Here is a 15,585-nt window from a genome sequence, read left to right as displayed (position 1 = left end):
TCATCGTGAACAGAACAGCCCCGACACCCAGCCGTCCCATTCGCAGCGTGTTGATCGCCAACCGCGGAGAGATCGCTTGCCGCGTCATCGACACGGTGCGCCGCATGGGCATCCGCAGCATCGCGGTCTACTCCGATGCCGACGCCGACGCCCGCCACGTCCGTGAGGCCGATGTCGCCGTGCGCATCGGTCCGGCCGCCGCCACCCAGAGCTACCTCGACATCGACGCGGTGATCCGTGCGGCCCGCGACACCGGCGCCGACGCGGTTCACCCCGGATACGGGTTCCTCTCGGAGAACCAGAAGTTCGCTGCCGCCCTCGACGACGCCGGCATCGTGTTCATCGGTCCGCCCACCGAGGCGATCGCGACCATGGGCGACAAGATCACCGCCCGTGCCGCGGTCACCGAACGCGATGTCCCGGTGGTGCCGGGACTGTCCCGGCCGGGCCTGTCCGACGACGACCTGATCGCCGCCGCCCCCGACATCGGCTTCCCGGTGCTGATCAAGCCCAGTGCAGGTGGTGGTGGCAAGGGGATGCACCGGGTGGAGGACGCAGCCGACCTTCCCGCGGCCCTCCAGCGGGCACGGCGGGAGGCCGGATCGGCGTTCGGCGACGACAGCTTGTTCCTCGAGCATTTCGTCGACACGCCCCGACACATCGAGGTCCAGGTTCTCGCCGACGAGCACGGCAACGTCATCCACCTCGGCGAACGGGAATGCTCGCTGCAGCGCCGGCACCAGAAGGTGATCGAAGAGGCGCCGTCGGCGCTGCTCGACGCCGAGACCAGGGAACGGATCGGCGCGGCGGCCTGCGACGCGGCGCGCAGCGTCGGCTACACCGGCGCCGGCACCGTGGAGTTCATCGTCTCCGCCCACCGGCCGGAGCAGTTCTTCTTCATGGAGATGAACACCCGGCTCCAGGTGGAGCATCCGGTCACCGAACTCGTCACCGGCGTCGACCTCGTCGAACAACAGATCCGGGTGGCCCGCGGCGAGCCGATCGCCCTGGCCCAGAACGAGATCACCCTGACCGGACACGCCATCGAGGCCCGCGTGTACGCGGAGGATCCCGCCAACGGCTTCCTGCCGACCGGCGGGACCATCGCGCGCTTGGCGCACCCCGACACCGGTCCGGGCAGCGGCGTTCGGGTGGACTCGGCGATGGCGGAAGGTCTCGTGGTCGGCAGTGACTACGACCCGATGCTGGCGAAGGTCATCGCACACGGCAGCGACCGTGAAGAAGCCCTGGAGCGACTCGATCAGGCGTTGGCGCACACCCGTGTCCTCGGGGTGATCACCAACGTCGACTTCTGCCGGTTCGTCCTCGCGCGACCCGAGGTCCGCGACGCCGACCTCGACACCGAACTCCTGGACAGGCTGGTCGGGGACTACGCGGTCGGCGAGCCGGATCCGGAAGCGCTGGTGCTGGCGGCCATCGCCCGCATCGGACCGCGCGATCGCGGCGACGTGTGGCAATCGGCGGTGGGCTGGCGAATCGGTGAGGTGGCCCCGGTGATCACCCGACTGACTTGGGGTGCACAGCATTTCACCGTCTCCGTGGCGGTTGCCTCGGCCACCGAGGATGCGGTGACCGGTCGGGCGACGGTGGCCTACGAGGACCAGGATCGCCGACCGTGGCACGCTGACGTCGAGTACCGCCGACTGCGCCGCACCGATGGGCTCGAGGACACCCGCCGGCTGATCGTCGACGGCGTCAGTCAGTCGTGGACGAAGGCCGACATCGACGGCACCTGGTGGGTGTCGGGGCCTCGCGGTACCTGGCAACTCGACCTGGCACGGCCGCTCCTCGACGAGGCGGCCGCGGAGAACGCCGGCGAGATCCTGAGCCCCATGCCGGGCACGGTGGTCGCCGTTCCCGCCACGGCCGGCGAGACCATCGGCGAGGGAAAGCCGATCGTCGTCGTCGAGGCCATGAAGATGGAACACACCCTCACCGCGCCGATCGACGGCGTGGTCGCACTGTCGGTCCGTGTCGGCGACAAGGTCGCCGCCGGCCAGGCACTCGCACACGTCCACAAGGAGGACTGATGGAACTCGGCCAGGAGTACACCGACCTCGTCCACACGGTTCGGGACTTCGCCCAGTCCGTGGTGGCGCCGGTCTCCGCGAAACACGATGCGGAGCACAGCTTCCCGTACGAGGTCGTCTCGCAGATGGGGAAGATGGGTCTGTTCGGACTACCCTTCCCCGAAGAGTACGGCGGCATGGGCGGCGACTACTTCGCCCTCGCCCTCGCGCTCGAGGAACTCGGCAAGGTCGACCAGTCGGTCGCGATCACCCTGGAAGCAGGTGTCGGCCTCGGCGCCATGCCGATCTACAAGTTCGGCAGCGAAGAACAAAAGCAGCGCTGGCTTCCCGATCTGACCTCCGGCGCGGCGCTGGCCGGGTTCGGGCTGACGGAGCCGGGCGCCGGGTCGGACGCCGGAGCGACCGCGACCACCGCGAAACAGGACGGCGACAGTTGGATCATCAACGGCGCCAAGCAGTTCATCACCAATTCAGGCACCGACATCACCTCGTTGGTCACCGTCACCGCCGTCACGGGGACGAGAGATGGCGGACGCAAGGAGATCTCGACCATCATCGTGCCGTCGGACACGCCCGGGTTCACCGCCGAACCGGCCTACAACAAGGTCGGCTGGAACGCGTCGGACACCCACCCGCTCACCTTCACCGATGCCCGGGTGCCGGCGGACAACCTGCTCGGCGAACGTGGCCGCGGCTACGCCAACTTCCTCTCCATCCTCGACGAGGGACGGATCGCGATCGCCGCGCTCGCCACCGGCGTGGCGCAGGGATGTGTCGACGAGAGCGTGAAATACGCCAAGGAACGGCAATCGTTCGGCAAGGCCATCGGCGACTACCAGTCGGTGTCGTTCGCGATCGCCCGGATGGAGGCCCGCGCGCATGTCGCACGCACCGCCTACTACGATGCGGCCGCGAAGATGTTGGCGGGCAAGCCGTTCAAGAAGGAGGCATCGATCGCCAAGATGATCTCCAGCGAAGCCGCGATGGACAATGCGCGCATGGCCACCCAGATCCATGGTGGGTACGGTTTCATGAACGAGTACCCCGTCGCGCGGCACTACCGGGACTCCAAGATCCTGGAGATCGGGGAGGGCACCACCGAGGTGCAGTTGATGCTCATCGCACGTGAGCTGGGATTCGCATGACCGAACCGAATCGCGTGGTGCAACGCGGCCTCTGGTTCGAAGAGTTCAGCGAAGGCACCACCTACGAGCACCGGCCCGGCCGGACCGTGACCGAGGCCGACAACGTCCTGTTCACGACGCTGACGATGAACACCCAGGCGTTGCATCTCGACGCCGCGTGGTCTGCGCAGCAGCCCGGCTTCGGCGGCCAGCGGCTGATCAATTCGATGTTCACCCTGTCGACCATTGTGGGCCTGTCGGTATCACAGCTCACCCAGGGCACACTCGTCGCCAACCTCGGCTTCAGCGAGGTCGCGTTTCCGGCTCCACTCTTCGCCGGCGACACCCTGTACGCGGAAACCGAATGCACCGGAAAACGGGAGTCCCGCTCACGCCCCGGCGAGGGCGTGGTGAACTTGACCCACATCGGACGCAATCAGCACGGCGAGGTCGTTGCGCGGGCTGCGCGGGCCACGCTGGTGCGCACGAGACCAGTGGAGTGATGATGCAACCCACCAACGCATGGACACCGCCCGGACCAGCGATGCTGTTCTGTCCCGCGGACCGACCCGAGCGCTACCAGAAGGCCTTGGATCGCGCCGACGTGGTGATCCTCGACCTCGAGGATGCGGTGTCACCGGAGAATCGCGTCGCCGCCCGTGAGGCGCTGATCGCCAATCCTCTCGATCCCGGCCGCACCGTGGTCCGGATCAACCCGGCCGGGACCGGCGATTACCGGCGCGATCTGGCAGCCGTCCTCGAGACCAACTATCGCGTCGTCATGCAGGCGAAGGCAGAAGACGCCGATTCCATCATCGACACCGCCCTGCAGACGATCGCGCTCATCGAGACACCGCTCGGCGCGACCAGGGTCAACGAGATCGCCGCCGCGGTCAATTGTGTCGGGCTGATGTGGGGTGCGGAGGACCTCGTCGCCGGTCTCGGCGGCAAATCGAGCCGATTCGGTCCCGACGAGGATCGGCCCGGCCAGTACCGCGACGTCGCCCGTTGGGTCCGGTCCACCGTTCGCATCGCCGCCGCGGCGCACAACAAGTTCGCCGTCGACTCGGTCCACCTCGACATCGACGACACCGCGGGACTCATCGGCGAGGTCCGCGACGCCGTCGCCCTGGGCTACACCGCAACGGCCTGTATTCACCCGTCGCAGGTGAACCACATCCGGGACGGCTATCGACCGTCCGACGACGAGGTCGACTGGGCCCAGCGCATCGTCGACGGTTCGGCCGAACACAAGGGCGGCGTCTTCAAGCTCGACGGCCAGATGATCGACGGCCCCGTGCTGCGGCAAGCGGAAGTGGTGTTGACCAGGGCCATTGCTGCCCAAACTGTTTCGGCGTCGTCCGAGAACCAGGCCTGAGAAACCTCGAGAGGAACCGGAGTTCGATCATGACGCAGCCCGCGTACGCCCGCGGCGAGAACTCGCCCGACCTGCTCACCGAGACCATCGGCGCGACCCTGTCGCGCACCGTGGAATCCTTCGGCGACCGCGTCGCCCTGATCGACCGGGCAGCCGGACGACAGTGGACCTACCAGGAGTTCCATCGGGACGTGCGCGCCCTGGCCGCGGGCCTCGTCCGCCTCGGCGTGACGTCCGGAGACCGCGTCGGGTTGTGGTCGCCGAACCGGTTCGAATGGGTGCTGACACAGTATGCCGCCGCCGAGATCGGCGCCGTGCTGGTCAATCTCAACCCGGCTTATCGGCAGAACGAGATCGAGTACGCCCTCACCCAGTCGGGGACCAGCGTGGTGCTGGCGGCCGAACGGTTCAAGGATTCGGCCTACGCGTCGATGCTCGGCGAGGCGCGGCCGAAGTGTCCGGAACTGCGTGAGGTGGTGTTGTTCGAGTCGCCGGAATGGACTGCGCTGCTGGCCGAACCCAGCGCAGCGGAAGCACAACAGGTCGCCTCGATCGCGGACGGACTCCACCCGGACGACCCCATCAACATCCAGTACACCTCGGGCACGACCGGCCACCCCAAGGGTGCAACGCTGTCGCACCGCAACATCGGCAACAACGGGTACATGGTGGGCCAGCTGCTCGACTACACCGAGAACGACCGGATCTGTCTGCCGGTGCCGTTCTATCACTGCTTCGGCATGGTCATGGGCAACCTGGCGGCCACCAGTCACGGTGCGGCCATGGTGATCCCGGCTCCGGCATTCGATCCGGAGGCCACGCTGGCCGCAGTGTCCGAGTACCGTTGCACGAGTCTGTACGGCGTCCCGACCATGTTCATCGCGGAACTCGCGCTGCTCGACGAGCGAGGCGATTCACACGGATTCGACCTGACGAGTCTGCGCACCGGGATCATGGCGGGTTCGCCGTGTCCCGAGCAGATCATGCGTCAAGTCGTTGATCGGATGCACATGGGGGAGGTCTCCATCTGCTACGGCATGACCGAGACGTCGCCGGTCTCCACCCAGACCCGCGTCGACGACCGGTTGGAACTGCGTGTGGGCACCGTGGGACGCGTGGGCCCACACCTGGAGATCAAGGTCGTCGACCCCGGGACCGGAGACACCTTGCAGCGTGGGGAGACCGGCGAGTTCTGCACCAAGGGCTACTCGGTGATGAAGGGTTACTGGAACGATCCCGAGAAGACCGACGAGGCGCTCGACGGCGACGGCTGGATGCACACCGGTGACCTCGCGGTGATGGACGACAACGGATACGTGCGCATCACCGGCCGAATCAAGGACATGGTGATCCGGGGTGGCGAGAACATCTACCCTCGTGAGATCGAGGAGTTCCTCTACACACATCCCGACATCCTCGACGCCCAGGTGATCGGCGTGCCGGATGAGAAGTACGGTGAGGAACTGATGGCCTGGGTTCGGTTACGGGAGGGCGCAACCGATTTCACAGTCGACGACCTCCGCGAGTTCGCCACCGGAAAGATCGCGCGGCACAAGATCCCCCGATATGTGCACGTGGTCAAGGAGTTCCCGATGACCGTCACCGGCAAGGTCCGCAAGGTCCAGATGCGCGCCGAGGCCGCCGACCTCCTGGGCCTCGGGCCCGGAGACGGTGGGGCGTGACGGTGACCGACCGAGATCCCCACGGGCAGATGCAGATCCAGTCGTTCGCACGGTTCGCCGCCGATCGCAGCGGTCGCGCGTTCGCCGACTACCAGGAACTGTGGCAATGGTCGGTGGACGAGCCCGCCGCCTTCTGGCGGGCGGTGTGGGACTTCTTCGACGTCGGAGCGATCGCCGTCGAGTCGCCGCCGGTCACGTCCGACACCGACGTCCTGGGCAGCACGGAGATGCCGGGCGCGCAGTGGTTTCCGCAGGTATCGCTGAACTACGTGTCGGCGGTGCTGCGGCACCGTGACCGGACCGGTGCCGCCGTCGTCGGCCTCGACGAGGACGGACGACGGACCGAGATGTCGTGGACCGAACTGGCCGAGGCGGTCACGGGGTTCGCGCGCACCCTGACCGATCTCGGCGTCGGCCGCTCAGATGTGGTCGCGGCGTACCTCCCCGACATCCCCGAGGCCGTCGTCGCCTTCCTCGGCACCGCATACGTCGGCGCGATCTGGTCGGGCTGCGGACAGGACTACGCACCCGAGGGCGCGGCGGGAAGGCTGGCCCAACTACGACCCAAGGTGCTGATCAGCGCCGCCGGCTACCGATACAACGGCAAGGACGTCGACAAGTCCGCCGACAGCGCCGCGTTGGCCGAGCTGCTCCTCGACCTCGACGCCCACATCGTGGTGTCCGACGTCTCGGCTCCCGACGCCGACGACGTCGGCGCGCGGCGACGGATCACCTTCGCAGACGCCGTCGCCGCGGACGGCTCCGCCCTCGAACCCGTTGCCGTGCCCTTCGATCATCCGCTCTGGGTCCTGTTCAGCTCCGGGACCACCGGAAAGCCCAAGGGAATCGTGCACGGGCACGGAGGTGTCGTCCTCGAGCATCTCAAGGCGGCCGGACTGCACGGCGACCTCGGCGCCGACGACGTCTTCTTCTGGCAGACCGCGCTGAGCTGGATGATGTGGAACTACCAGGTCGCCGGGCTGCTCTGCGGCTCCCGGATCGTCTGCTACAGCGGCGCCCCGTTGTATCCCGACGCGGACCGGCTGTGGCAGATCGTCGAGTCGGAAGCCGTCACCTACTTCGGCACCAGCCCCGGTCAGCTCCAAGCCTCCCGCAAGGCCGGCCTGGTGCCGGGCAAGGAACACGACCTGACGCCGCTACGCACCCTCGGCAGCACGGGGTCGACGCTGGCCGCCGACCTGTTCACCTGGGTCGACGAGAACGTCAAGGCGGGTCTGCCGATCTCGTCGATCAGCGGCGGCACCGACGTCGTCACCGCGTTCGCCGGGGGATCGGCCGGGGTTCCGGTCGTCGCGGGTGAACTGTCGGTCCGCTACCTGGGAGTCGCGCTGGAGAGCTGGGCTCCCGACCGCACGCCGCTCGTCGACGAGGTGGGGGAGATGGTGATCACCCGACCGATGCCGTCGATGCCCGTCTCGTTCTGGGACGACCCGGACGGCGCCCGGTATCGCCGGGCGTACTTCGAGCACGAGTGGGATGTCCCGTCCGACGCGCCGGTGTGGCGCCACGGTGACTGGGTGACGGTGACCGACCGCGGCTCGCTGGTCATCCACGGCCGCAGCGACGCGACGCTCAACCGTCATGGCATCCGGATGGGATCTGCCGACATCTACGAGGTCGTCGAGGGGATCGACGAGATCGCCGAGGCCTTCGTGCTCGGTGTCGACGGACCCGACGGTGCGTACTGGATGCCGTTGTTCGTGACATTGGTGGCGGGGGCCGTTCTCGACGACGACCTCCGTGGGCGCATCGCCGGCGAGGTCCGCGCACGGTTGTCGCCGCGGCACGTGCCCGACGAGGTGATCGTGGCGCCGGGGATACCGCACACCAGGACCGGCAAGAAGCTCGAGGTGCCGGTGACCGGCATCCTCGCAGGTCGCAGCGAGGTCAACATCGATCCCAAATCGGTCGACGACTACGGCCTCATCGATTGGTACGCGGAACAGGGTCGCGCGCATCGGTGGTAGTGAGGACTGACCGCCGCCCACGGAACGCGTCCCACGGAGGCCGCTCGGCCATGTACTAGCGTGGGGCGCGACACGTGCGCTCAACGCGGGGGCAAGGACGACCGAGCAGGAGATGCGATGACCTACCAGCAGGGCGGCTACGGCCAGCACGGCCAGGGCCAGCAGCAGGGGTACGGCCAGCAGGGCTACCCGGGCTACGGACAGCAGGGCGGCGCAGGACAGCAGGGCGGCGCAGGACAGCAGGGGTACCCGGGATACGGACAACAGGGTGCCGGCCAGCAGGGATACGGTCAGCCCGACAGCGGCGCGGCCCAACAGGGGCAGTCCGGGTACGGCCAGTACGGCTACGGCCAGCCCGACGCAGGCCAGCAGGGCTACGGCCAGCCCGGTTACGGACAGCAGTACCCGGGCTACGGCCAGCAGCCGCAGCAATACCCCCAGCAGGGATACGGGCAGCAGTATCCGCAGCAGGGATACGGCCAGTACGGCTACTCGGCTCCCAAGCCGGCCGGACAGGGACTGCCGGCCAACATCGGCCAGCTCCTCGCCATCGCGGTCGGGTCGATCGCGGCCGTCGACGCACTCGTCAGCTTCTGGAATCTCGGCGCATACCTGCCGTACCTGGTGTTCATCGCCGTGCTCTCGTTGCTGACGCTGCACCCGAAGGTGCAGACCACCCTCGCGGTCCCGGTCATCGCCGCCGGCGCGCTGGCCACCGTCATCTCGCAGCTCTACGACGTCATCTACACCGCAACCAAGGGCGGGCGCGTCATCACCAACTCCGGGGTCGACTACGCGCAACTGACGTTGTCTCTGATCGTCGCGGCCGTGGCGGTGTTCTGGTTGCTCGTCACCTTCGGCATGGTGAAGGTCGCGACTGCCGAGGACGCGGCGTCGGCGACGGCACCGGAGCAGCCCCAGACCGGATCGCAGGCAGCCGTTGCACCCCAGACCGCTGCCTTCGGGGATGCGCAGAGCGCCGCCTACGGCAGTTCGACGGCCACCTCTGGCGCTGCGTCGCAGCACACCTATGACCCGTCCGCCTACAGCCAGTCGTCGCAACAGGCGTCGGCGCCCGGACCGAGCTCGTACACACCGTCCGCGGGTGCCGCGGAGTCGACGTCGCCGTCGGCGCCCGGATATCCGTCCGCCGGCGAGGGGTCCGGGGAGGCCACCACCAAGATCAACCGCCCGGACCAGCAGAGCGGTCACTGACGCGCCGGTCTGACACCCCAACCCGTTCGATGCCCCGTCGTCATGGCGGGGCATCGTGCTGTGCGCACACGTGCTGGGGGCAAGCTGTCACGCGGGTGACTCCTGAGACTCCAGTCGCTTTCTGGGGTCGGACGGCGCGTCTGCCCGGTGTGCGACACGAGTCGTGACACGCTCGTACCGATGCCTTCGCCGACAGCCGACAGCCTTGCGTCGCGTCTACGCCAGATGCGGCAGGTCAACCGTGCGCAACGGACGGGGACCGAGGGGTCGGCGCGGGAACTGATCGTCGTGGCGTTCGCGGTGCCGGTTGTCACCATGGTGACGGTCGCCGTGCTCACCCTCACCGCGTTGCTCGCCGCGGGCAGCGGTCTGGAAGGTCTCGGCCCGGCTGTCGGCAGCATCTGGTTGGCGATCCATCAGGTGCCGGTCACGATCAGTGGCGTCACCATCGGCGTACTGCCGCTCCTGCCCACCATCGCGGTCGCTGCGGGGACGGCGCGGATGGCCGCGTCGGCGGGCGGACAGCGGCCGGTGTCCGAACTGCTCGCTGTGTTGTTCTCGGCCCTGGGTGGGCCGCTTCTCGTCACGGCGCTGTCGGTTGCCGTGGTGATGGACGGGACCTCCGTGCTGCCGCTGCACAGCCCACCTGCGCTCGCCGCCTTCGGTGCGACGTTCGCGGTGCACGGCCTCGCTGCGCTCGTCGGACTCGGCTGGAGTCGGCGCCACGACCTGTATGACCGGTTCGCGGTCACCGCCTCGGTGCGGCGAGGTGTGCGCTACGGCGCGTTTGCCACGGTCGCGTTGCTCACCTGTGCGGCAGGCCTTGTCGTGGTGCGGCTGGTCATGCGGTGGCAGGTCGTCGGCGACCTCATCGCCGGAGGTCACGACTTCGACGGCTATCTGGGACTGACCGCGATGTCGCTGCTCTATCTGCCGAACGTCATCGTCGGTACCGCTGCGGTGCTGGTCGGCTCGGATGTCCATGTCGGCACCGCGTCGGTGGACCTGTTCGACGCCACCGGCGGACCGGTTCCGCCGCTGCCGTCGCTCGGCGTGCTACCGGACGACGGAGTCGGTTCGCTCGGACTGCTCGGCTATGTGATCCCGGCGTCGATCGCGCTGGTGGTGGCGCTGCGATGTCGCGACGTCGATCCCCTCGCAGGAATCCGATCGGTCGTCTTGGCCGGGGCGATCGCCGCAACCGCGATCGTCGGTCTCAGCGCCCTCGCGGGCGGCGAGCTCGGCGAATTCGGCGAGGTTGGTGTCACGTTGCCCACCGCCGGGGTGTTCACCCTCGGCTGGATCGTCGTCGTCGGACTGGTGGTGGCGCTGATTCATGCCGCGCTGCCGTCCACTCGTGCCGCTCGGCGGCAGTTGCTGCTCGATGGTGACGACGAGTACGCCCTGGGCGACGAGGCGGGCTACGACGATGAGTACACGACCGACGAGTACACGACCGGCGAGTACCTAACGGACGACTACCTCACCGACGAATTCGAGGTCGACGAGTACGCGTCCGAGGCATTCGACGACGAGCAGTTCGATCTCGACGGGGAGTTCGAAGCCGACGACCTCTACCACGGTGATGGCGTCGACCACGATGACGATCTGCTCGACGACAGCGAGGAACACTTCGCGATGGCCGACACCGAAGACGACGCGACTCACTACACCGTCGACCGGCACTGAGCGCCGCGCCCCCGACGATCGGTCAACCCGCCTCGACCACTAGGCTTCGAACTGTGAACGCAGCTGCTGGGCCACCCGTGTCCGCAGTTCGCGCACCCATCGTCGTCATGGCGTCCGGCACCGGTTCGTTGCTCTCGTCACTGATCGGCCGGGCCGACGACGGGGCTCCGTTCCGGATCGTCGCCGTCGCCGTGGACCGACCGTGCCGTGCCGCCGACATCGCCCGCGACCACGACATACCGACCGTGCTCTGTCGGGTCGTCGATCACCCCGATCGCGCTGCCTGGGACGCGGCGCTGACCGGGCAGGTCGAGGCCTTCGAACCGCAGTGGGTGATCACGGCCGGGTTCATGAAAATACTTGGCCCGGTCTTCCTCTCGAGATTCGGCGGACGCATCGTCAACTCACACCCCGCGCTGCTCCCGTCTTTCCCGGGTGCGCACGGCGTCGCCGATGCACTCGCTCACGGGGTGAAGGTCACGGGCACAACGGTCCACCTCGTCGACGAAGGAGTCGACACCGGGCCGATCCTCGCGCAGGAGCCGGTCGCGATACACCGGGACGACACCGAGGACACCCTGCACGAACGAATCAAATCGGTGGAGCGACAACTGCTCGCCGATGTGGTGACGGCACTGGTCACCAAAGGTGTAGTGATCGACGGACGAAAGGCCGACATCCCGTGAACACTCAGAGCCCCGCCGGCGACACCCGCAGGCCGATCCGTCGCGCACTCGTCAGCGCCTACGACAAGTCGGGTCTGGCCGACCTGGCCGCGGCGCTGCACGCCGCTGACGTCGAGATCGTCTCCACGGGTTCCACCGCCAAGACCATCGCCGACACGGGGGTGCCCGTCACGGAGGTGTCGTCGCTGACCGGATTCCCGGAATGCCTTGACGGACGAGTGAAGACGCTGCACCCCAAGGTGCACGCCGGCATCCTCGCCGACACCCGCAAGGACAGTCACGTCGCCCAGCTCGCCGAACTCGGTGTGGCCGCTTTCGATCTCGTCGTCGTCAACCTCTATCCGTTCACCGAGACCGTCGCGTCGGGTGCCTCCCCGGACGAGTGTGTGGAGCAGATCGACATCGGCGGGCCGTCGATGGTCCGTGGCGCAGCAAAGAACCACCCGTCCGTCGCGGTGGTCGTGAACCCCGGGGACTACGACCTCGTCCGCGACGCCATCTCCGCGGGCGGGTTCACACTCGAACAGCGTCAACAACTGGCGGCGAAAGCCTTCCGGCACACCGCCGACTATGACGTCGCGGTCGCCTCGTGGATGTCGAGTGTGGTGGCGTCGCCGGCCGATTCGTCGTCCTTCCCGGATTGGGTCGGTGCCACCTGGGACCGTGCATCGGTTCTGCGCTATGGCGAGAACCCGCATCAGGCGGCTGCCCTGTACGTCAGTGGCGAGGGCGGCGGTCTGGCGTCGGCCCAGCAGCTGCACGGCAAAGAAATGAGCTACAACAACTACACCGATGCCGACGCCGCCTGGCGCAGCGCGCACGACTTCGACGCGCCCGCCGTCGCGATCATCAAGCACGCCAACCCCTGCGGCATCGCGGTCGGCGCCGACATCGCCGAAGCGCACCGCAAAGCCCATGCCTGCGACCCGGTGAGCGCCTACGGCGGAGTGATCGCCGCGAACCGCGAGATCACCGTCGAGATGGCCGAGCAGGTCGCCGAGATCTTCACCGAGGTGATCATCGCCCCGGGATTCGCCGACGGCGCGTTGTCTGTGCTCACGCGGAAGAAGAACATCCGGGTCCTGACCGCTGCGGCGCCGGTCCGTGCCGGCGCCGAGATCCGCCCGATCTCCGGTGGTCTGCTGATGCAGCAGCGCGACGTCCTCGACGCCGAGGGCGACAGCCCGCAGAACTGGACCCTGGCGGCCGGGGCGCCGGCTGACCCGGACACTCTCCGTGATCTCGAATTCGCCTGGCGTGCATGCCGGTCGGTGAAGTCCAATGCGATCCTGCTGGCCCACGACGGCGCCTCGGTCGGTGTCGGCATGGGCCAGGTGAACCGGGTCGACTCCGCACATCTCGCGGTCACTCGCGCCGGTGACCGCGCGACCGGCAGCGTCGCCGCGTCCGATGCGTTCTTCCCGTTCCCCGACGGCCTGCAGGTGCTCCTCACCGGTGGGGTGCGTGCGGTTGTCCAGCCCGGCGGCTCGATCCGCGACAACGAGGTGATCGAGGCGGCATCCGAGGCCGGGGTGACGCTCTACCTCACGGGTGCCCGCCATTTCGCACACTGAGTTCGTCGGCCGGTGAGCCCGGCCGACGTCGTCTTCCTGATCCTCGCCGGCTTCGGTGCCGGATTGATCGGCTACATCACCGGCCTCGCCTCGGTGGTGAGCTATCCGGCGTTACTCGCGGTGGGGCTGAGCCCGATCGCCGCCAACGTCACCAACACCGTGTCCTTGGTCGCGGTCGGCATCGGCAGCACGAGCCAGTCGGGACGCGTCCTCCTCGACGGGGATCGGCGCCGGCTGATCGGCGGCGCGATCGCATCGCTTGTCGGCGGCACGATCGGGGCGGTGACGCTGTTGCTCACCCCGCCCGACGCGTTCGAGGCAATCGTTCCGTACCTGGTGGCGCTCGCGGCCGTCGCTTTGCTCGTGCAACCGGCGCTGCGGCGATGGGCCACCCGACACGAGGATCGTCCGGCCGTGTGGCTGATGGCGCTCGTCGTGATCTCGATCTACGGCGGCTACTTCGGCGCCGGCGCCGGCATCATGGTGCTCGCCCTGATGTTGGTACTCACCAGTGAGCCACTGTGGCGGGCGGCGTTGTCGAAGTCGTTGTTCCTGGGAATCGCGAACACCGTCGCCGCAATCGGTTTCATGATCTTCGGTCCGGTGCATTGGACGGCCGCCCTGGCGATGGCCGTCGGCTGCCTCGCCGGTGGATGGTGCGGACCGCCGGTCGTGAAACGGCTTCCGGCCGAGCCGCTGCGCATCGTCGTCGGACTCGGTGGTCTCGGGCTGGCGGTGTGGTTGGCCGTCGGCTGACCCGCGACGGAACCCGAAATCGCGCCGACGGAACCCAAAATCGCGCCGACAGAACCCGGAATGGCGTCGACGGAACCCGGAATGGCGTCGACGGAACCCGGAATCGCGCCGACAGCACCCCGGGGGTTTTGCTCATCGTGGCTCCAACCATGCTCAGCGGAGCATTCTGCGTTACAAAGTACGAGTGATCTCCTTCGACTCGGCCGCTTGCCGCCAGCGCCATGCGTTGGATTGGTCGGACGGGTCGCATCATGGTTCACCGCCCGCGGCGTTCGAACTCTTCTCCATTCGAACCGATCCGCAAAGGAACCATCATGACCGTTTCACCCGTATTAGTCAGCTCTGCTGAGTCAACCGCCGTCGCTGCAGACGGTCAGTTCGCCACTGCCGGTGTGGAACTCGACATCGACGAGTACGGACCGTCGCTCGGCGCCGAGATCCGCGGCATCGACATAGCGAACGCCTGCGACGAAGAGATCCGCGCCGTCCGCAGCACGCTCATCGACCGCAAGGTCGTCGTCATCCGCGACCAACACATCGACGATGCCGCTCACATCGACTTCGGTCGGAGGCTCGGTGACGTCACGATCGGACATCCGGTCTGGGACAGCGGCGACGTTCCCGACGAGGTTTACGCGCTCGACAGCGCCGACGACGGTTTCGCCGACGTCTGGCATACCGACGTCACGTTCATGCCGCGCCCGCCGATGGGATCGATCCTGCGTCCGGTCGTGTTGCCGCGCAACGGCGGTGACACCAACTGGGCAGACGCGGAGCTGGCATATTCATCGCTTTCCCAGCCCGTCCGGCGACTCGTCGACGAACTCACCGCCGTCCACGACGGCAACCGTGCGTTCGGTTACTACCTGCGCCACCGCCGGGGCGGGCGTGGAAACACCTGGGACGGTGACGAAGTCAACCAACGTGTGCCGGTGAGTCACCCGGTCGTCCGCATCCACCCGGAGACCGGGCGTAAGTCGCTGTTCGTGAATCCGGGATTCACCTCACACATCGAGGGTGTTTCCGACGCGGAGAGCCGTGGCCTTCTCGACCTGCTGTACGCACATCTCACCAAGCCTGAACACATTGTCCGGCATCGTTGGCGTCTCGGGGATCTCGTACTGTGGGACAACCGGAACACCGTGCACTACGCGAACCGTGACTACGGCAGTGCCCGCCGAGTCATGCACCGAATCACGTTGCGAGGCGACGTGCCTGTCGGTCCGTCCTGATCGCAGACCCGAACGCATCGACACTGTCGGCGAACGACCCTCACTTCCGAATCCGCCGCTAGACCAGACCGTGCCCCAGCACGCGGTTCAACTGGGTAAGCCCCGGTTCTGTCGGCGCGTTCGGGCGTCGCCGGCCCTAGAAGGCGACTCGACATCAACCCAACCTTTATTCAACCAGGGGGTTGACAAAGACCCGACTGGGGCGCACAG

Annotated in this window: 12 protein-coding genes; all 12 read left to right on the top strand. The window is 67.6% G+C overall.

The annotated features are described in order from the left end of the window. Window positions 1–5 precede the first annotated feature (5 nt). Window positions 6–2,051 (top strand): acetyl/propionyl/methylcrotonyl-CoA carboxylase subunit alpha, encoded by a 2,046-nt coding sequence (locus tag VZC37_RS02460; RefSeq protein WP_431309306.1) that lies wholly within the window; start codon window positions 6–8, stop codon window positions 2,049–2,051. Beyond that, on the top strand, window positions 2,051–3,196 hold the full coding sequence (locus VZC37_RS02455) for an acyl-CoA dehydrogenase family protein (protein WP_330430827.1): 1,146 nt from the start codon (window positions 2,051–2,053) through the stop codon (window positions 3,194–3,196). Before VZC37_RS02460 ends, VZC37_RS02455 begins: the two co-directional genes overlap by 1 nt. After that, window positions 3,193–3,678 carry a MaoC family dehydratase gene (locus VZC37_RS02450; protein WP_330430826.1) on the top strand — a complete coding sequence of 162 codons (486 nt, stop codon included), beginning with the start codon at window positions 3,193–3,195 and terminating at the stop codon, window positions 3,676–3,678. Before VZC37_RS02455 ends, VZC37_RS02450 begins: the two co-directional genes overlap by 4 nt. Next, window positions 3,678–4,553, top strand: coding sequence for an HpcH/HpaI aldolase/citrate lyase family protein (locus VZC37_RS02445; protein WP_330430825.1), 876 nt, complete (start codon window positions 3,678–3,680; stop codon window positions 4,551–4,553). Before VZC37_RS02450 ends, VZC37_RS02445 begins: the two co-directional genes overlap by 1 nt. A gap of 29 nt (window positions 4,554–4,582) precedes the next feature. Next, complete coding sequence (locus tag VZC37_RS02440) at window positions 4,583–6,235, top strand: AMP-binding protein (protein ID WP_330430824.1); 1,653 nt, start codon at window positions 4,583–4,585, stop codon at window positions 6,233–6,235. Window positions 6,236–6,264: 29 nt separating this feature from the next. Further along, window positions 6,265–8,223: an acetoacetate--CoA ligase gene (locus VZC37_RS02435; protein ID WP_431309341.1), complete on the top strand. Its 1,959-nt coding sequence runs from the start codon at window positions 6,265–6,267 to the stop codon at window positions 8,221–8,223. Between the two features lie 117 nt (window positions 8,224–8,340). After that, window positions 8,341–9,438, top strand: a complete 1,098-nt coding sequence (locus VZC37_RS02430) for a hypothetical protein (RefSeq protein WP_330430822.1) — start codon at window positions 8,341–8,343, stop codon at window positions 9,436–9,438. Window positions 9,439–9,618: 180 nt separating this feature from the next. Beyond that, complete coding sequence (locus tag VZC37_RS02425) at window positions 9,619–11,127, top strand: cell division protein PerM (RefSeq protein WP_330430821.1); 1,509 nt, start codon at window positions 9,619–9,621, stop codon at window positions 11,125–11,127. A 107-nt stretch (window positions 11,128–11,234) separates the two neighbouring features. Beyond that, window positions 11,235–11,813: a phosphoribosylglycinamide formyltransferase gene (purN, locus tag VZC37_RS02420; protein WP_330431681.1), complete on the top strand. Its 579-nt coding sequence runs from the start codon at window positions 11,235–11,237 to the stop codon at window positions 11,811–11,813. Continuing rightward, a complete protein-coding gene (gene purH / locus VZC37_RS02415) occupies window positions 11,810–13,387 on the top strand; it encodes a bifunctional phosphoribosylaminoimidazolecarboxamide formyltransferase/IMP cyclohydrolase (protein ID WP_330430820.1) in 1,578 nt (525 codons plus the stop codon). The genes purN and purH overlap by 4 nt, the downstream gene beginning before the upstream one ends. A gap of 12 nt (window positions 13,388–13,399) precedes the next feature. Then, complete coding sequence (locus tag VZC37_RS02410; RefSeq protein WP_330430819.1) at window positions 13,400–14,143, top strand: sulfite exporter TauE/SafE family protein; 744 nt, start codon at window positions 13,400–13,402, stop codon at window positions 14,141–14,143. Window positions 14,144–14,457: 314 nt separating this feature from the next. Next, window positions 14,458–15,375 carry a TauD/TfdA dioxygenase family protein gene (locus tag VZC37_RS02405; protein ID WP_330430818.1) on the top strand — a complete coding sequence of 306 codons (918 nt, stop codon included), beginning with the start codon at window positions 14,458–14,460 and terminating at the stop codon, window positions 15,373–15,375. Window positions 15,376–15,585 lie beyond the last annotated feature (210 nt).

It is taken from the genome of Gordonia sesuvii, from assembly GCF_036350415.1.
Classification (GTDB): domain Bacteria; phylum Actinomycetota; class Actinomycetes; order Mycobacteriales; family Mycobacteriaceae; genus Gordonia; species Gordonia sesuvii.
Note: the sequence above shows the minus strand (reverse complement) of the source record. Positions and strands in the feature narration are given on the sequence as shown.